Raw genomic sequence first — 16,511 nt, forward strand, 5'->3', positions numbered from 1 at the left:
GACCCTAACTCAGTCCCAAACGGCTCAAATGCGCATCAATCTCTGACCAGTCGGAGACATTGAGCCGTACGGGCAGGGTGACCACCTTCATACGAAAGGCGCGGGGCAAACGCACCGCGTCTTTTTCTGTGGTGACCATCTGTGCGCCTAAGGCCAAGGCTTCGATTTCGAGCCTTTTCATCAGCGGGATGGAGAGGGGCTGGTGATCCTTAAGCGCCTCAGTCCGCAGAAGATCAGCCCCTAGGTCGCGCAGGGTCTGAAAAAACTTTTCCGGATGACCGATGCCCGCAAAAGCCATGACCTGAAGTCCCTGCCAATCGAGCCCGGTGGGCAGCGGTTGCAAGGTCGCCTGAGCGCGTGGAATAGACACCAATCCGGCCCAACTCGACGTAAACCGCTCCTGTGCGGCGGCATCGCCGATCGAGATCAGAACATCGCCACGCGTCATGCCGACAGCAACGGGTTCTCGCAACGGCCCGCCGGGCAAGACACGTCCATTGCCAAAGCCCCGATGGGCATCGACCACAACGAGCGTGAGGTCTTTTTCAACGGATGGATTCTGCATGCCGTCGTCGAGAAGGATGACGTCGGCGCCAGCCTTTTCGGCCTCGCGCACACCTGCGGCGCGGTCTTTGGCGACCCAAACCGGCGTGAAGGCCGCGATCAAAAGCGGCTCGTCGCCGGTGTCATCGGCGCTATGAGCCCGCTCATCGACACGCACCGGGCCTTCGAGTTTGCCGCCATAACCGCGCGAGACGACATGCGGGGTGTGCCCGCGTTCGATCAAACGCTGCACCAAGGCGATGGTGGTGGGCGTCTTGCCTGTCCCGCCTGCGTTGATGTTGCCGACACAGATCACCGGCACGGACGCGCGATAGCCGGGCTGTTTGAGGCGCTTGGCCGTCACCTTCGCGTAGAGCGCGGAAAGGGGCGACAGGAGCCGGGCCTGCCAGCCGGGGTTTTCTGCGGGATTAGACCAGAACAAAGGCTGTTTCATGGCGCGATCCTTTCCCGAAGATCGAGGAAATCCTGCACCAGATTGGCGACACGGTCCGTGACTTCGGCGCCAGTAGAAGCCACTTCCCAGGCGGCCCCTGCCATCAAAGCGGCCTGATCGGGGGACATCAAACGCCCGACCTCTTCGCCCAACTCAAACCCATCCGTCACTGCGCGCACGGCATTTCCGGCGGTGAGACGCGCGTAGGCGGTGGTGAAATCTGAGACATGCCGACCATGCAGGATCGCGGATCCCATGGCGGCGGCAGGATAGGGATCGATGCCACCAAAGGGCCCAAGGGAGCTTCCCATGAAACTGATCGGCGCGATCCTGTGCCACAGACCTTCCTCGCCGTGATGGGGGGCGGTCGGGAGAATGACGACCTGATCCGATTCGGAAATCGGGCTGTCGGGGTTGAGAATCGTGGCGGCCAATCCCGCGGTTTCCATCTGGGCCAGCACGCTGTCTTGAGTCGAGGGATCGGACAGGGACAGCACCAGCAACAGCCGGTGCGCGCGGCGCAGGGCGCGTTTGTGGGCGCGGATCACTTCGCTGATTTCCGAGCGATCCAGCCGTGCGGCAAACCATGTGGGACGCGTGCCGATCTCCACCATGCGACGTGTCAGCTCATCTTCATCGACGCTGGGCGCGATTCCACCCTCTTCGAGATAGCCCAAGATCTCGATCTGCTCCGTGCCAAGCCCTGCACGTCGCCACGGGTAGGCGGCCTCGGAGCTGGCGGTGATCACGTGATCGAACCCGCCAAGTACATGCCGACGAAGCCCTGGTACGGGGCTGGTCAGATCGAGTGTGGTGGGGCTGTGCGGGGCTTCGATGGCGAGCGTCGGGATATGGCGTTCATGGGTTTCCCGCAGCAAATTCGGACGGAATTTTCCACCGATCCAGACAAGGCTGTCGGGCGACCAATGGTCCAGAAACCGCCGCACGATGGTGCTGTCGTCTTCTGGCAAGAGCGTGAAATGGCCGGTGTCGAGCGCGGCGCCAGCCGGGGGCTGCACATCGGGGGACAGCGTGATCAACCCGAACATATCGGGACGATCGTCGCCAATCCGACACAGGAGTTCCATCGTCGGGCGCAGCGCAAAACCGGTCGCAGCGTGGAGCCAGAGAACCTCGCCTTTCGGGCGGTCCGGCAGGTTCTGCGCCAACCTCTGATCGCGGGCCGCATGAGAGAGCGCCCCGTTTTGCACGAGGCGATCCAACCGGTCGGCGCGGTGACGGTCGCTTTTGCGGCTTAAGCCGGAATAGAGCAGATAGGGAAAGGGTCGGGCCATCTGGCCTTATCCTCAGGCCCCGAGCTCTTCGGTGGGGGAGGCGTTTTGCGCTTCGTCGCGCAGCCGGTGCAGGTGGGCGATGAAATAGCGCATATGGGCGTTGTCCACGGTGCGTTGCGCTTCCGCCTTCCACGCGTTGTGTGCCGTCTCGTAATCGGGGAAAATCCCAACGATATGAATGTCATCGACATTGCGGAACACGGTTTTGGAGGGGTCGATCAATTCGCCGCCGAACACGAGGTGCAGTCTTTGTGCCATGGAAACTCTCCGAATGTTATGGGCGCACCCTAGTCCAATCGCCGGGGGGGTCAAGCGGCCTGCGGCTTGCGCCTAATTCTTGGGCGGCATAATGCGGTTTTTTGACCTTTTTTGCGATGAACTGTTTTCCTCCCTCTGTGCTACGGTCATCATGAGGCCATGAAGACCGAGAAGACCGCCCCCCGCCTGATCGTATTTTCCGATCTCGACGGCACGTTGCTGGACCATGACAGCTATTCATGGGCCGCGGCGGAACCGGCGTTGCAGGAGATGAAGCGTCTGGGCCTTCCTCTGATTTTGGCCAGTTCGAAAACCGCCGCTGAGATTGCGGAACTGCGTTCAGAGATGGGGTTCGGTCATGCGCCAGCGATTGTCGAAAATGGCGCGGGAATTCTGGCACCGGGTACTGGTGCTTTGTCGGATCGGACGGCACATGATGCTATCCTCAAGGCTCTGGCCGATTTGCCGAAAGACCTGCGTCAGCACTACACCGGCTTTTCCGATTGGACTGTCGAAGAGGTGGCGCAAAACACCGGGCTTCCCTTGGCGCAGGCGACACTGGCCGCGCAAAGGCAGTTCTCTGAACCCGGTCTTTGGAGTGGCTCCGGCGAAGATTTGTCATGCTTTGAGGCTGCGTTGAAGGACAAGGGCATCCATGCCCGACAAGGCGGCCGCTATCTGACCCTGTCGTTCGGCGCGACCAAGGCGGATCGCATGGCCGACATCATCGCGGATTACTCTCCGCGTCCGGTGACCATGGCTTTGGGCGACGCGCCCAATGATGTCGAAATGATTGCCGCTGCGGATCACGGCGTTGTCGTGCGCAATTCACATGGGCCGGGTATCCCGATCTTGCCCGGAGAGGCTACGGGACGGATCACGCGCACAGCTGCGCCCGGTCCCGAAGGTTGGAACATTGCGGTGCTCTCACGCATCGCACAAGAATATCAAAATACCGAGAAAGGCTAAGACATGGCGGATTTTCATCAGGGCGGGCATGTCGCCACATTGCACAATCTGCGCATCAATGGCGAAGAGGACCTGAGCCGCGAACTCAATGCCTTTTCTTCAACGCGAAAGATCACGCTGATCCTGCCGTCGCTGTTTTCCGAGCTCGAAGGCGATGCGCTGACGAACATCGTCGATGAGCTGAACAAGGTCGATTTCATCCATCGCATCGTCATCGGTCTCGACCGCGCCACCGAGGAGCAATATCGCTACGCGCTTCAGTTCTTCTCGCGCCTCAAGGCCGATCATGTGGTGCTTTGGAACGATGGTCCGCGCCTGACAGCGGTGGATGCGCGTCTCAAGGCGCTGGACCTTTCGCCCTCTGAGCCGGGCAAGGGCCGCAATGTCTGGTTCTGCATGGGCTACACGATTGCTCGCGCCGACAGTGCTGTGGTCGCCGTGCATGATTGCGATGTGGTGACCTATTCCGCCGAAATGCTGGCGCGTCTGGTTTACCCGGTGGCGAACCCAACCTTTCCCTATCAGATGTCCAAGGGCTTCTACCCCCGTGTCGCTGATGGCAAGTTGAACGGTCGGGTGACGCGGCTTTTGGTGACGCCGATGATCCATGCGCTGGCCAAAGTATTGGGGCCGCGCGAATATCTCGATTTTCTGGCTGACTTTCGCTATCCGCTGGCGGGTGAGTTTGCCATGCGCACCTCGATCCTGCCGGATATGCGTATTCCGTCAGATTGGGGGTTGGAGATCGGCCTGCTCTCCGAGGCCTGGCGCAATCTGAGCCCGCGCGCAGTCTGTCAGGTCGAAATTTCCGACCGCTACGATCACAAACATCAGGACCTGAGCGAAGAAGACGCCGCCACCGGCCTGTCGCGGATGTCCGTCGACATTTGCAAAGCGCTTTACCGCAAGCTCGCTGCCGATGGCACGGTGTTCTCTGAAGAGATTTTCCGCTCGATCAAAGCCACCTATTATCGCGGGGCGCTCGATCTGATCGAGACCTATTTCAACGACGCGCGGATGAACGGGCTGCATGTGGATCGCCATTCCGAAGAGAAAGCGGTCGAGCTGTTTGCCAACAACATCATCCTTGCGGGCAGCGTGTTCCTCGACAATCCGATGGAGACACCTTTCATCCCGAACTGGTCGCGGGTGCATTCGGCGGATCCGGACATCATTGCCTCGATGACGCGCGCTGTGGCCGAGGATATGGAAGAGTATAAGTAAAGCTCTTTTGCGCTGGATTAGGCTCTATTTCAGCCGCGCGAGGATGCCATCGGCCAGATCGGGGCATCCCGCGACCAGACCGTTCAGTTGCGGCCTTGGTTGGTTGAAAACCGGGGCCTGTCCCGCAAGATCGGTGACCTGTCCCCCGGCTTCCGTCAGGATCAGCGTGCCCGCCGCCACATCCCATTCCCATGTGTCGCGAAAGGTGAACATCGCGTCGTAGCGACCCTGCGCCACCAAGGCGAGGCGATAGGCCAGAGACGGGCGGAATTTGTGAATGAACTTCGGCGAGCCGCCCTTCCAATGTTCATCGCGAAGGTGCTGACGCGGGGCCAGAACCGCAGCTCCATCGAGATCGCAACGCCGTGCGGTTTTCAGGACCTCGCCATTCAACTCCGCGCCACCGCCCAGAACGGCCGTGAAAAGCCGCTCACGCATTGGCAAAAACACGACCGCCGCGATCACCTCGCCCTCTTCGGCAATCGCCAGCGAATGCGCCCAGTTGTGATCGCCGTGGATGAAACTTCGCGTGCCGTCGATCGGATCGACAATAAAGACGCGTTTCTTGCCGAGGCGTTCCGACGTGGTGTCGACGGTCTCCTCGGAAAGCCAGCCATAGTCGGGCCGTTCGGACAGGAGATACTCGTGTAGCATCCGGTCGACGGCCAGATCGGCCTCCGTCACCGGACCTTGCCCGCCGCCCTTGTCCCAAACCTCCGGATCGGCGCGCCAATAGGGGCGGGCGATCTCACCGGCGTTGCGCGCCGCCTCGATGAGAAGCTCCAGGTCTTCGAAGGCACTCTCAGTCGCCGGCAAGTGTCATCCCTTCGACCAAAAGTGAGGGCACGACACGGCTCAGATGCGTGCGCGCGTCATTCGCGGGCACAAGGGTTTTCAGCATGTCGCGCAGATTCCCGGCGATGGTGCATTCGTTGACCGGATAGGCGATCTCGCCATTCTCGATCCAAAACCCGCTCGCCCCACGGGAATAATCGCCGGTGGTCGGGTTGATCGACGAACCGATCATCGAAGTGATCAAAAGCCCGGTCCCCATCTCGCGCATCAACTCTTCGCGGGTCTGGTTGCCCTGCGTTAGGGTCACATTTCCCGAGGTGGGTGACGGAGGCGAAGAGACGCCGCGCGAGGCGTTGGCGGTGCTCTCAAGCTCCAGTTTGCGGGCGGTTGCGAGGTCGAGAACCCAAGAGGTCAGCCGTCCGTTTTCCACCAGCGCGCGCTTTTGTGTCGCAAGCCCTTCGGCGTCGAACAGGCGCGAGGCGGAGGTGCGCGGGCGGTGCGGGTCTTCGATCACGGACAACCCGCTGGGCAGGACATCTTCGCCCATCGCGTCCCGCAGCCAGCTTGCGCCACGGGCAATCGCGGAGCCGTTGATCGCGGACAAAAGATGCCCGATCAGCGACGACGAAATCCGCTCATCAAAGAGCATCGGATAGGCGCCGGTCTTGGGCTTGCGCGCGCCGAGACGGGCGACGGTGCGCTCGGCGGCCAGAAGACCGATCTCTTCCGGGCTGGGCAAGTCCGCGCCGAAAATCCGGCTTTCGCCACAGTAATCGCGCTCCATCCCCGTGCCCTCGCCCGCGATGGCGACGGTGGAGATCATCCGATCGCTGCGAGCATACCCGCCGCTGAACCCATTGGTGGCGGAGAGGTAAATCTGGCGGCGCCCGTATGCGGCGGCGGCGCTGTCGACTTGCGAGACACCTTTGTAGCTGGCGGCAGCCGCTTCGGCGCGCAGGGCGTCGTCTTTGAGGTGTTCGGGCGATGGTTCTTCGGAGGGGTCGAACAGTTCCAGCGAACTTGCATCGGTATTCCCGGTGATTTGTGTCGCATCGGCAAGGCCCGCGGTCGGGTCCTCTGGCGCCAATCGGGCCATGGTGACCGCACGTTCGGCCATGGTCGCAAGTGTCTCAGGACGGGTGTCAGAGGCCGACACGCAGGCCTGGCGTTTGCCGATCAGAACCCGCAAGCCGATGTCCACGCCTTCGGAGCGCTCCGCCTGTTCCAACGCACCCTGCCGGACATTGATCGACAGGGAGGTGCCGTCGATGGCCATCGCATCTGCGGCCTCGGCCCCGGCACTCATCGCGGCCTCAAGAAGCGCCTCGGTCAGGTCTTTGAGGTTGCGCGTCATGGCGGGGTCTCCCTTGTGTCATGTGGTCGTCTGTCAGATGCACCGCCCGCCCGCGAAGTGCAAGCAGGCGGTGCGTCTTCGGTGTTTAGAACGGCAGCGGTTGCCCGTTGGCGATGATCTGGCCGTCTTCGGTCATTTCGATCTCGGACACCAACTCGCCTGCGGTCTCACCCGGACGGGCAAAGAGGCCCAGCATCATCTGCGCCGACATGGCCTGTTCAGGCGGCAAAATGCCCGCGGAGGACAGCTTGGTGATCAGATCGTTCACACCCACCATGTTGAGCGACAGGTTTCCGGCGAACGGCGGCATGCCACCGGGCACTGCGGCCTCTTGGTCGAGGAAGTGCCCCTTGCCTTCGCCCCTGATCGTGGCGCCTGCGAGATCGAGGAAAATCTCCGGGATATTCACGGTTTCCACTTTGAACGGCATCTCGCCACCGTTCTCTTCGAGGGCGGTCATGGCGGTGACGTCGAACAGGTCCACGTCATTTTGCAGCGTGCCATCCAGAGAGATGCGCAGGCTCGCCGGGTCATGCGGCAACTGACCGGTCGGGTCCGCGATCATCCATGCGATTTCCGGCAGGACCAGCTCTTCCATCCCGAGACGAAGCTCGAAGGGCTGCGCCGCATCAGAGGCGGCAAACGGGAAAAGCAGAGCGGTGTTGTAGCTCTTCATCGAGACGTTCATCTGACCGCCGGGAATTTGCGCGCCAGCGGCGATGACATTGAGATCGGCGACCTTGGCATCATAGCCCACGGCGCCGTCTTCGAGAGTCATGTCCAGCGTCGAGGCGCCCGTTGCGGCGTCGATTTTCATGCCGCCGCCCGGCGCGTCGCTCACAATCTCGATGGAAGAGGTGCTGCCCGCCATGGCCATGGTGATACCCATGGCGCTCTCGCCGAAAATGCTCTGCATGAAATCGGCATGCTCACCTTCGGCCAGTGTGAAACTGCCCGTGATGTTCATGTCATTTGCGGCAAAGCCCATATCGACTTTGTCGCCGGTCTCCGTGTCCATCGGGTCGAAATCATAGGTCAGCGCGCTTGCGGTGATGTCCATGTCAGAGGTCATGCCGTCATCGCCCTGCACAATCGTATAGGTGCCACCGATGCCGACCATTTTGGCCGAGAGACCCGGCTGGATCACCTCACCATCGAGAATGATCTGTTCGCTTGTCGAGGTAAACGCGCTGTCCTCGAAGGTGAACAACAGGTCTTCGGGCGTGCCCGAAATGATCGTCACGCCGTCGATCTGAATGGTCGAGCGGGTTTCGATTGTGTCGGTCTCCACAGAGTCCTCGAAACCCGGACCCACCGGCGTGACCGAGATCGACTTCAGCGGTTCGACAAAGCGAAGGGCAACCGTGCCCCCGCTCTGTTCTTGAAAGCGAATCTCCGGGGCCGTGGTGGTCGAGGTGACAGAGGTGTCCCCCAGATCCATCTCCAGACCATAGACCATGTTGCGTACGACCAATGTGTCGCCTTCGCGCGTGACTTCGGCCGTTGGCTCCATGCCCATCTGGGTCATCTGGCTGAGGTAGGCCTCCCAGGCCTCCTCCGGCGTGATGTCGGCGAGGGCGGGAGTGCCCATCAGGCAGACGGCGGTGAGCGCCGTGGTCGTAAACAGGGAACGCATGAAAATCTCCTTTAACATTCGCGCGTACATTTTCGTGCTTTGCGCGGAGGGTCAAGACTGGAACCTTGGGCGGGCAGACCTTATGGTCGCGGAAGAATTATGAGGGAGGCCAAACGATGTCAGAAGTTGCTGGAAAGACCGTTGTCATCACCGGCGCAAGCCGTGGCATTGGTGAGGCTGCGGCCCGTCTTTTCGCCGCATCCGGCGCAAAAGTTGCGCTTTTGGCGCGGAGCAAGGATGCGATTACCAAGATCGCCGAGGAGATCGGACCAAACGCCGTGGCTGTGCCCTGCGACATCTCAAGCTATACGGCGATTGATGCCGCGATGAGTGCGGTCGAGAGCCAGCTTGGCCCCATCGACATCCTGATCAACAACGCCGGTGTGATCGACCCGATTGGCGATCTCAAAGCCTGTGATCCAGAGGCTTGGGGCCGTCTGATCGACATCAACGTCAAAGGCGTCTTCTACGCCATGCGCCGTGTCGTGCCGGAGATGGTTGCCCGTGGGTCTGGCACGGTTTTGACCATTTCCTCAGGTGCCGCGCACAACCCTGTAGAGGGGTGGAGCGCCTATTGCAGCTCTAAAGCTGGTGCGGCGATGCTGACCTCCATGCTCGATCTCGAAGAGCGCGCCAATGGCATCCGCGCCATGGGCCTGTCGCCGGGCACGGTTGCGACCCAAATGCAGCGTGACATCAAAGCCTCCGGCATCAATGCGGTGAGCCAGCTCGACTGGTCGGATCATATCCCGCCCGAATGGCCCGCGCAGGCCTTGCTCTGGATGTGCGGGGCCGAGGCGGACGCGCATCTGGGCGAAGAACTGTCTCTGCGGGACGAAGGACTGCGGCGCAAGATCGGGGTGATTTCATGATCGAACTGGAGCGGGATGGCGATCTCTGGGGTGTGACCCTAAACCGGCCTGAAAAGGCCAATTCCCTGACCTCCGAGATGCTGTCTCGGCTCATCGACATCGTGGATGACGCGTCAGGGACTGCCAAGGTTTTCGTCCTGACGGGCGCGGGCAAGGTTTTCTCCGCAGGCGCTGATCTCGATGAAGCGCGTGCGGGGCTTGCGACCTCGCCTTTGTGGGAGGAGCTGTCGGGAAAGATCGCGGCCTTGCCTTGCCTGACCGTTGCGGCGTTGAACGGCACTTTGGCGGGCGGTGCTTTTGGCATGGCTCTGGCCTGCGACATCCGCCTGTCCGACCCTTCGGCGAAATTCTTTTACCCGGTGATGAAATTGGGCTTCCTGCCACAACCCTCCGATCCTGCGCGACTTTCGACCCTAATCGGGCCTGCGAGGGCGAAAATGATCCTCATGGCCGGGCAGAAAATCACCGCTGAGGAGGCACTGTCTTGGGGGCTAGTGGACCGATTGGTTCCGGCGGCGGATCAGAAAGAGGCCGTCGCGGAGCTGTCTCAGGCCGCGCTTGAGGCCGCGCCAGAACACATCGCCGGGATCAAGGCCCTGATCCAGCCGTGAGTGAGGCGCCTCTTCAGGTCGATGTGCTGGTCGTGGGCGCGGGTCCCGCCGGCCTCATGGCGGCGGATGTGGTGTCTAAAGCGGGACAAAGCGTGCTGATCACCGAGGCGAAACCTTCGCCCGCGCGCAAATTCCTCATGGCCGGAAAATCGGGTCTAAACCTGACGAAAAACGAACCTCTGGATGCGTTTCTTCGTGCCTATGCCCCGTTGCATCCAACCCTTCGCACGGCTTTGGAGAGTTTCGGTCCACAAGAGGCCATCGCCTGGGCGGAAACCTTGGGGCAGGAGATGTTTACCGGCTCGACTGGCCGGGTGTTTCCCAAGGTGATGAAAGCCTCGCCTTTGCTGCGAGCTTGGCTTGCGCGGCTGGAGGCACAGGGGGCCGAGCTGCGTCGAAATTGGCGGATGGATGCGCTTGGCAACACGGTTCGCTTTGACACGCTGGAAGGGCCGCGCGAGGTTGAGGCCAAACGTGTGATCCTGGCGCTGGGTGGGGCGAGTTGGGCCAGATTAGGGTCGAATGGTGCGTGGGTCGAGACCGTTTCGCCCTATGTCGATCTGGCCCCGTTTGCCCCGTCGAATGTCGGCATTCTGGTCGACTGGAGCTCTCACATGACCCGCCATTTCGGGCATCCCGTCAAAGGTGTGAACCTGCGCGCGGGGGCGTATGAGAGCCGCGGCGAATTTGTCATCTCAGAAACCGGCCTCGAAGGCGGCGGGATTTATAGCGTGACGCGTGGGCTGCGTACGGGTGCGCCTCTGATGCTCGATCTCCTGCCGGACTGGACGGAGGACAAGCTCAAACAGACCCTAATCCAGCGGAAATCGAAAGAAACGCTGACGAAATTCCTCAAACGCGCTTTGCGCCTCACGCCGGAAAAGATCGCTCTGGTCATGGAATTTTCTGGACCAAAACCGGATGATTTGCTCACCGCGCTCAAGGCGCTTGAGATCAAGGACATCACATTTCGTCCGATGGATGAGGCGATTTCCACCGCAGGCGGTGTGACCTTCGAGAGCCTCACGGATCATTTGGAAGCCATCGCGAAACCCGGTCTGTTCTTTGCCGGAGAGATGCTTGATTGGGATGCACCGACAGGCGGCTATCTTTTGACCGCCTGTCTCGCCATCGGGCGTCTGGCTGGGCTTGGTGCGCTCAAATCTCTTTCATAACCTCGGCAGCAATTTCAAAGGAGCGCAGCCGTTTTTGATGATCATGGATATTCGCCGCAAAGAGGATTTCATCCGGCTTATAACGGTCGATCAGCGCCGTGATTTTGTCCTTCACCATCGGTTTCGTCCCGGTCGCTGAGACCGCGAAAATCGCATCGAGCGAGGGGATGAACTGGCGCGGCACGACCGTGGAAATATCCTCGACAGGATAGGGCAATTTGCCGGGGCGACCCATGCGCAGATTGGCGAAAGTCTGCATCATCGACGAGCGCAGATAGACGGCTTCTTCAGCGCTCTCGGCGGCAAAGACATTGGTGGCCAGCATGAAATAGGGCTTTTCGAGATACTCGGACGGCTGAAACAGATCGCGGTAAATCTTCACCGCCTGATCCAACGCGGCGGGCGCGAAATGTGAGGCAAAGGCGTAGGGCAGACCCAGCACAGCCGCCAGTTCCGCACCATAGGTCGAAGAGCCCAGCATCCACACCGGCACATGGGTGCCCGTGCCGGGAAAGGCGCGCACGGCGGCATCCTCGGGCATGTCACCGAGATAGGCCATGACCTCCTGCACATCTTGCGGAAAGGTTTCGCCATTGGCGTGGCCCGGCGTCAGATTGCGCCTGAGCGCCCGCGCCGTTGACATGTCGGTGCCCGGCGCACGGCCAAGGCCAAGATCGATACGGTCGCCATACAACTCACGCAATGTGCCAAAGGCTTCGGCCACCTGCAAAGGCGCGTGGTTCGGCAACATGATCCCGCCTGCGCCGATGCGGATCGTCGAGGTCTTCGCCCCGATATGTCCGATCACCACGGCGGTCGCGGCAGAGGCAATCCCCGGCATATTGTGGTGCTCAGCCATCCAGAAGCGATTGTAACCCCAGCCCTCGGCATGTTGGGCCAGATCGACGGAGTTTTTCAACGCATCGGCGATGGAGGTGCCCTCGGGCACGGGAGAAAGATCGAGAAGGGAATAGGGGGTCATGTGCGGCTCCTTTCCCCTACATCTGGGGCGTTTCGGAGTGCGCGCAATGATGTTTTCCGCTCAGCGGCGTTGCGCGAGCATGGCAAGGCGGATGAGCGCGCGTTCCATGACGGCCATGGTCGGCGCCTTGGACGAGGAGCGCAGCGTCAGGTCAGTGTCGGTCAGAATGGAGAGCGCGGTTTCCAGTTTATACATGCCCCAGCCGGAGGCCTGTTTCGTCATCCGGTCCCGGCGCGGGCCAAAGATCGGCGGACGGGCGGCGGCAATGCCAGCGCCCGCGCCATTCGGATGTGAGGCGGCGGCATGGAGGCTTCGGAAATGCCGCATGGCAAAGATCGAAAGCGCGACGGGATCGCTGCCTTGGCCTGCGAGTTTGATCATCAAGGGACCAAGCTCGTTGGCACGCCCTTCGGCCACGGCGTTCAAGACATCGTCTACCTCGGCCTCCGTGGTGGCGGGGGCACAGTTTTGGACATCTTCGCTCGACACGGGCGTGGTGTCGCCCAGTTTGTAGAGCGCAAGCTTTTCCAACGTCTGGCGAAAATCGCCGGGGTCGATGGTGCGGGCCAGCGCCTCGATGTCGGTCATCGCCTCGCGGGAGATGTCCGTGATTCCAGCTTTCGACAAAGTGGCCTCAATCTCCGCGCGCGACGGCGGATCGGCGTAGATCGCGATGGCATAGGCGCTGGGGTGACCTTCGAAGAGCTTGCGCAGTTTCGAGGTGGCTTTGAGTTGGCCTGCGGTGACAACGATCTGCGCATCCCCGTCGCGCCAGTCGAACAGCGCGTCCTTGGCGAGATCGGCGATCTGGTCGGTGGCATCCTCGACAAAGGCGACACGGGGACCGGGGAAAAAGCCCTGGGATTTGAGCGCGTCCATCAGGAGCGTTTTATCCTTGCGCAGTTCCGCGCCCGACATGCGGGTGAGGCGCATTTCCTCTTCGCCCTGTTTGCCGATCAGACCCTCGATGACCTCTTGGCGACGCAGCGCGATCCGCATGGCGTCGGGGCCATAGAGCAGCACGCCCGCCTTCCCGGGATCGGGTTTGGCGAAGTAGGAGATCGCATCCCGGGCGGACAGTTTCATGTCGGCAGCTCGGCAGGTAGCTCAACCGTGGCGATGATCTGGCTCACCATCTGATCGGCGAGGATCACCATAAGGCGCTCGTAGGCATCTCGTGAGGCGGTCAGCGTGTCGACCGAGGATCCGGTGGCGGAATAGGCGGTAAAGCTCGAGGCCTTGCGTTTCGCCAACAGACGCCCGGTCGTGATGTCGGTCAGGGTGTAACTGACCTCACCTGCCACATGGTAGCGCAGGATTTCCTGATCACGGGTGACGCCGATCTGATTTTCATCGGTCGAGATCGTATAGGCGAGCCGATAGAGTGGCGTTTGCGTCGGGCCGAATTGCTCGGTCAGGCGATTGACCAGAGTGTAGCTCTTGCGATCATCGGGTGCCAGAATGTCGACCTTGCCGCGCAGGGCCGCGCCACTGCTTCCCGGCCCGTAGGCGGGGGTGAACCCGCAGCCCGCGAGGGCTGCGAGTGAAATCAGGAGAGTTCTGCGATCAAACGACGACATTGACGATGCGGCCCGGGACAACGATGAGTTTCTTCGGCGACCCGCCATCGAGCGCCTTTTTCACAGCATCGTTTTCCAGCACCAGCTTTTCAACCTCTTCCTTCGGCATATCTTTCGGAACAGAGATTTCGTCGCGGCGTTTGCCGTTGATCTGGATCGGAAGCGTCACCGTGTCCTCGACCAGCATCGCTTCATCCGGCGTGGGCCAGGCGGCTTTTGCGATCAGGCCTTCGCCGCCCAGCATGGACCACATGTCTTCCGCGAGGTGCGGGGTCATGGGGGACATCAGCTGCGCGAGGGTTTTGAGGGCAAAGCGTTTCGCCTCGCGCCCCGCTTTGGATTTCGCGATGGTGTTGGTGAAGCCGTAGAGTTTCGCAATCGAGGCGTTGAAGCCAAAGCTCTCGATGCCCTGCGTAACCTCGAACATCGCCTTATGTGCGGCGCGCATCAGCTCTTCGTCGCCTTGGCCCTGTTCCGGCGCGGCATCGAGCTCAGCGGCCAGACGCCAGACACGGCCGAGGTGCTTGTGCGAGGCTTCGGCACCCGAGGCGGTCCATTCCACGTCACGCTCCGGCGGACTATCGGAGAGCACGAACCAGCGCGCGGTGTCTGCGCCGAATTGTTTGATGATCTCGACCGGGTCCACCACATTGTTTTTGGACTTGGACATCTTGGCGGAGGCAATAATATCTATCTGACTATTAGCCGCATCGAGCTCCTTATGAAGCAAATAGGCGCTTTTGGGATCGCTTTCATCAAATAGCGGGCTACAGCGTTTCTTTGCTGCGATGTCTGCTTTCGACAATGCAAACCTTTCGCTTTCCAAAGTGTAAATGACGACTTGGTCGGGATAGAAGAAGCGAGCACGCAGTCTACCTTCATTGTCAGTGTATGCTTGTTGATAAATCTCATGGGTCACCATGCCCTGCGTGAACAGCGCATCGAACGGTTCACGCGCGCTGGCGGGCAGGTGGCCGGTCTCGTTCATCGCGCGCGCGAAGAAGCGGGAATAGAGAAGGTGCAGAATCGCATGCTCGATGCCGCCGATATATTGATCGACGTTCATCCAATACTCGGCGTCCTCGGCGACGGTCGGCGTCGTGGCATGCGGCGCGGTGAAACGGGCGTAATACCAGGAGCTGTCGACAAAAGTGTCCATCGTGTCAGTCTCGCGCAGGGCCGCGCCGCCGCAGTTCGGACAGGTCGTGTTGCGCCAGGACGGGTGACGGTCGAGCGGGTTGCCGGGGATGGAGAAATCAATCGCCTTGCCGTCCTCGTCAAAGGGCAGCTCGATCGGCAGGTTCTCTTTCTTCTCCGGAACCACGCCGCAAGCCTCGCAATGCACCACTGGGATCGGACAGCCCCAATAGCGCTGACGCGACAGCCCCCAATCGCGCAGGCGGAATTTGGTCACGCCATGACCGACACCGTTCGCTTCGCAGAAATCGACGGCGGAGTTCACACCCTCGTCGCCGGTCTGAACCTCTTCACCCGCAAAGCCGCGGATGTATTTGACGGTTTCGGATTTCGTCGGAACAAAGGCCTCGGTCTCGTTCAGATCGCCCTCGACCGGGGCAAAGACGTAGTTGATCGGCAGGCCGTATTTGGTCGCGAAATCAAAGTCGCGCTGGTCATGCGCGGGGCAGCCGAAAATCGCGCCGGTGCCGTAATCCATCAGGATGAAGTTGGCGATATAGACCGGCAGTTCCCACGACGTGTCGAAGGGGTGGCGCACGGTCAGGCCGGTGTTGAGGCCCAGTTTTTCGGCCTTCTCAATCGCCTCTTCCGTGGTGCCGCCCTTGCGGCAGTCCTCACAGAAAGCTGCGATCTCCGGGTTCTCGGCGGCCAGTTCTTTGGCCAGCGGATGATCCGCGGAGATGCCCACAAAGGACGCCCCCATCAGCGTGTCGGGACGGGTGGTGTAGACCTCGATCCGGTCGTGATGCGCGGGTGCATCGACAAGCGAGAAAGCAAACTGAAGACCGCGCGATTTGCCGATCCAGTTCTTTTGCATCGTTTTGACCTTGTCCGGCCAATTGTCGAGATGGTCGATGGCTTCCAGCAGGTCTTCGGAATAGTCGGAAATCTTAAAGAACCATTGCGTCAGTTCCTTGCGCTCCACCGGTGCGCCGGAGCGCCAGCCGCAGCCGTCGATCACCTGTTCGTTGGCCAAAACCGTCATATCGACCGGGTCCCAGTTCACGGTGGCGTTCTTGCGGTAGACCAGACCCTTTTCCAGCATGTCGAGGAACATCGCCTGTTGCTGGCCGTAATACTCCGTGTCGCAGGTCGCGAACATGCGGGTCCAGTCAATCGAAAGCCCCAGCGGCTTCATCTGGTCGACCATCGTGTCGATGTTGTTATAGGTCCAGGTCTTAGGATGCCCGCCAGAGGCCATCGCTGCGTTCTCCGCCGGCATACCAAAGGCGTCAAAGCCCATCGGGTGCAACACGTTGAACCCGGTCGAGGATTTGTAGCGCGCCACCACATCGCCCATGGTGTAGTTGCGCACGTGACCGATGTGGATGCGGCCCGACGGATAGGGGAACATCTCAAGCACGTAATACTTCGGCTTGCTCTCGTCACGCTTGGCGAGGAACACATCCGCCTCATTCCAGGCAGACTGCCATTTCGGTTCGATCTCGCTGGGCGCGTAGCGGCTCATGTTCACATCCTCAATCTCAGACAAACGCCGGGCAAGTGGGCCCGGCGTGGTCATAAATCCTTGGCTCTCCGGGGTCCAGAGGCCTTGTGTCGCTCGCC

Annotated in this window: 15 protein-coding genes; 5 read left to right on the forward strand and 10 right to left on the reverse strand. The window is 60.9% G+C overall.

The features are described from left to right. Positions 1-4 precede the first annotated feature (4 nt). From lpxK to HCZ23_RS08550, 3 genes are read right to left on the reverse strand one after another with little or no spacing between them, the layout of a single operon-like run. Complete coding sequence (gene lpxK, locus HCZ23_RS08540) at positions 5-997, reverse strand: tetraacyldisaccharide 4'-kinase (RefSeq protein WP_167601298.1); 993 nt, start codon at positions 995-997, stop codon at positions 5-7. Beyond that, positions 994-2,292, reverse strand: coding sequence for a 3-deoxy-D-manno-octulosonic acid transferase (locus HCZ23_RS08545; protein WP_167601299.1), 1,299 nt, complete (start codon positions 2,290-2,292; stop codon positions 994-996). Before HCZ23_RS08545 ends, lpxK begins: the two co-directional genes overlap by 4 nt. Before the next feature lie 12 nt (positions 2,293-2,304). Further along, on the reverse strand, positions 2,305-2,550 hold the full coding sequence (locus HCZ23_RS08550) for a DUF4170 domain-containing protein (RefSeq protein WP_167601300.1): 246 nt from the start codon (positions 2,548-2,550) through the stop codon (positions 2,305-2,307). A gap of 159 nt (positions 2,551-2,709) precedes the next feature. On the opposite strand from HCZ23_RS08550, the gene HCZ23_RS08555 reads away from it, so the two are divergent. Both HCZ23_RS08555 and HCZ23_RS08560 read left to right on the forward strand, forming a co-directional pair. Further along, positions 2,710-3,519, forward strand: coding sequence for a mannosyl-3-phosphoglycerate phosphatase (locus HCZ23_RS08555; RefSeq protein ID WP_167601301.1), 810 nt, complete (start codon positions 2,710-2,712; stop codon positions 3,517-3,519). A gap of 3 nt (positions 3,520-3,522) precedes the next feature. Beyond that, positions 3,523-4,743 (forward strand): glycosyl transferase, encoded by a 1,221-nt coding sequence (locus HCZ23_RS08560; protein ID WP_167601302.1) that lies wholly within the window; start codon positions 3,523-3,525, stop codon positions 4,741-4,743. Between the two features lie 24 nt (positions 4,744-4,767). Here HCZ23_RS08560 and HCZ23_RS08565 read toward each other — a convergent pair whose 3' ends face one another. From HCZ23_RS08565 to HCZ23_RS08575, 3 genes are all read right to left on the reverse strand, one after another. Then, the gene (locus HCZ23_RS08565; RefSeq protein WP_167601303.1) at positions 4,768-5,559 is read right to left on the reverse strand and encodes a 3'(2'),5'-bisphosphate nucleotidase CysQ; all 792 of its coding nucleotides are present in this window, start codon (positions 5,557-5,559) and stop codon (positions 4,768-4,770) included. Then, the gene (locus HCZ23_RS08570) at positions 5,546-6,892 is read right to left on the reverse strand and encodes a TldD/PmbA family protein (protein WP_167601304.1); all 1,347 of its coding nucleotides are present in this window, start codon (positions 6,890-6,892) and stop codon (positions 5,546-5,548) included. The genes HCZ23_RS08565 and HCZ23_RS08570 overlap by 14 nt, the downstream gene beginning before the upstream one ends. Positions 6,893-6,977: 85 nt before the next feature. Then, the gene (locus tag HCZ23_RS08575; RefSeq protein WP_167601305.1) at positions 6,978-8,528 is read right to left on the reverse strand and encodes a hypothetical protein; all 1,551 of its coding nucleotides are present in this window, start codon (positions 8,526-8,528) and stop codon (positions 6,978-6,980) included. A gap of 116 nt (positions 8,529-8,644) precedes the next feature. Between HCZ23_RS08575 and HCZ23_RS08580 the strand changes: the two genes are divergently transcribed. The 3 genes from HCZ23_RS08580 to HCZ23_RS08590 are packed head-to-tail and all read left to right on the forward strand — an operon-like array spanning position 8,645 to position 11,186. Further along, complete coding sequence (locus HCZ23_RS08580) at positions 8,645-9,400, forward strand: SDR family oxidoreductase (protein ID WP_167601306.1); 756 nt, start codon at positions 8,645-8,647, stop codon at positions 9,398-9,400. Further along, positions 9,397-10,011: an enoyl-CoA hydratase/isomerase family protein gene (locus HCZ23_RS08585; protein ID WP_167601307.1), complete on the forward strand. Its 615-nt coding sequence runs from the start codon at positions 9,397-9,399 to the stop codon at positions 10,009-10,011. The genes HCZ23_RS08580 and HCZ23_RS08585 overlap by 4 nt, the downstream gene beginning before the upstream one ends. Then, a complete protein-coding gene (locus tag HCZ23_RS08590; protein WP_167601308.1) occupies positions 10,008-11,186 on the forward strand; it encodes a TIGR03862 family flavoprotein in 1,179 nt (392 codons plus the stop codon). The genes HCZ23_RS08585 and HCZ23_RS08590 overlap by 4 nt, the downstream gene beginning before the upstream one ends. On the opposite strand, the gene HCZ23_RS08595 is transcribed toward HCZ23_RS08590, so the two are convergent. Genes HCZ23_RS08595 through leuS form a run of 4 tightly spaced genes read right to left on the reverse strand, consistent with a single transcriptional unit; the run spans position 11,170 to position 16,467 of the window. Further along, positions 11,170-12,168, reverse strand: coding sequence for an LLM class flavin-dependent oxidoreductase (locus HCZ23_RS08595; protein ID WP_167601309.1), 999 nt, complete (start codon positions 12,166-12,168; stop codon positions 11,170-11,172). The two genes, HCZ23_RS08590 and HCZ23_RS08595, sit on opposite strands and share 17 nt — an antisense overlap. A 60-nt stretch (positions 12,169-12,228) precedes the next feature. Further along, complete coding sequence (holA, locus tag HCZ23_RS08600) at positions 12,229-13,254, reverse strand: DNA polymerase III subunit delta (protein WP_167601310.1); 1,026 nt, start codon at positions 13,252-13,254, stop codon at positions 12,229-12,231. Then, on the reverse strand, positions 13,251-13,748 hold the full coding sequence (gene lptE / locus HCZ23_RS08605; protein ID WP_167601311.1) for an LPS assembly lipoprotein LptE: 498 nt from the start codon (positions 13,746-13,748) through the stop codon (positions 13,251-13,253). The genes holA and lptE overlap by 4 nt, the downstream gene beginning before the upstream one ends. Beyond that, on the reverse strand, positions 13,735-16,467 hold the full coding sequence (leuS, locus tag HCZ23_RS08610) for a leucine--tRNA ligase (protein WP_368487318.1): 2,733 nt from the start codon (positions 16,465-16,467) through the stop codon (positions 13,735-13,737). Before leuS ends, lptE begins: the two co-directional genes overlap by 14 nt. Between the last annotated feature and the right edge of the window lie 44 nt (positions 16,468-16,511).

Origin of the sequence: Celeribacter sp. HF31 (genome assembly GCF_011806455.1) — a bacterium.
GTDB lineage: Bacteria > Pseudomonadota > Alphaproteobacteria > Rhodobacterales > Rhodobacteraceae > Celeribacter.

Bases quoted from the DNA above. Each gene is read 5' to 3' on its own strand.
- HCZ23_RS08580 (WP_167601306.1), top strand. From the start codon at position 8,645: ATGTCAGAAGTTGCTGGAAAGACCGTTGTCATCACCGGCGCAAGCCGT.
- holA (WP_167601310.1), bottom strand. From the start codon at position 13,254: ATGAAACTGTCCGCCCGGGATGCGATCTCCTACTTCGCCAAACCCGAT.
- HCZ23_RS08555 (WP_167601301.1), top strand. From the start codon at position 2,710: ATGAAGACCGAGAAGACCGCCCCCCGCCTGATCGTATTTTCCGATCTC.
- lptE (WP_167601311.1), bottom strand. From the start codon at position 13,748: ATGTCGTCGTTTGATCGCAGAACTCTCCTGATTTCACTCGCAGCCCTC.
- lpxK (WP_167601298.1), bottom strand. From the start codon at position 997: ATGAAACAGCCTTTGTTCTGGTCTAATCCCGCAGAAAACCCCGGCTGG.
- HCZ23_RS08545 (WP_167601299.1), bottom strand. From the start codon at position 2,292: ATGGCCCGACCCTTTCCCTATCTGCTCTATTCCGGCTTAAGCCGCAAA.
- leuS (WP_368487318.1), bottom strand. From the start codon at position 16,467: ATGACCACGCCGGGCCCACTTGCCCGGCGTTTGTCTGAGATTGAGGAT.
- HCZ23_RS08570 (WP_167601304.1), bottom strand. From the start codon at position 6,892: ATGACGCGCAACCTCAAAGACCTGACCGAGGCGCTTCTTGAGGCCGCG.
- HCZ23_RS08550 (WP_167601300.1), bottom strand. From the start codon at position 2,550: ATGGCACAAAGACTGCACCTCGTGTTCGGCGGCGAATTGATCGACCCC.
- HCZ23_RS08560 (WP_167601302.1), top strand. From the start codon at position 3,523: ATGGCGGATTTTCATCAGGGCGGGCATGTCGCCACATTGCACAATCTG.
- HCZ23_RS08595 (WP_167601309.1), bottom strand. From the start codon at position 12,168: ATGACCCCCTATTCCCTTCTCGATCTTTCTCCCGTGCCCGAGGGCACC.
- HCZ23_RS08575 (WP_167601305.1), bottom strand. From the start codon at position 8,528: ATGCGTTCCCTGTTTACGACCACGGCGCTCACCGCCGTCTGCCTGATG.
- HCZ23_RS08585 (WP_167601307.1), top strand. From the start codon at position 9,397: ATGATCGAACTGGAGCGGGATGGCGATCTCTGGGGTGTGACCCTAAAC.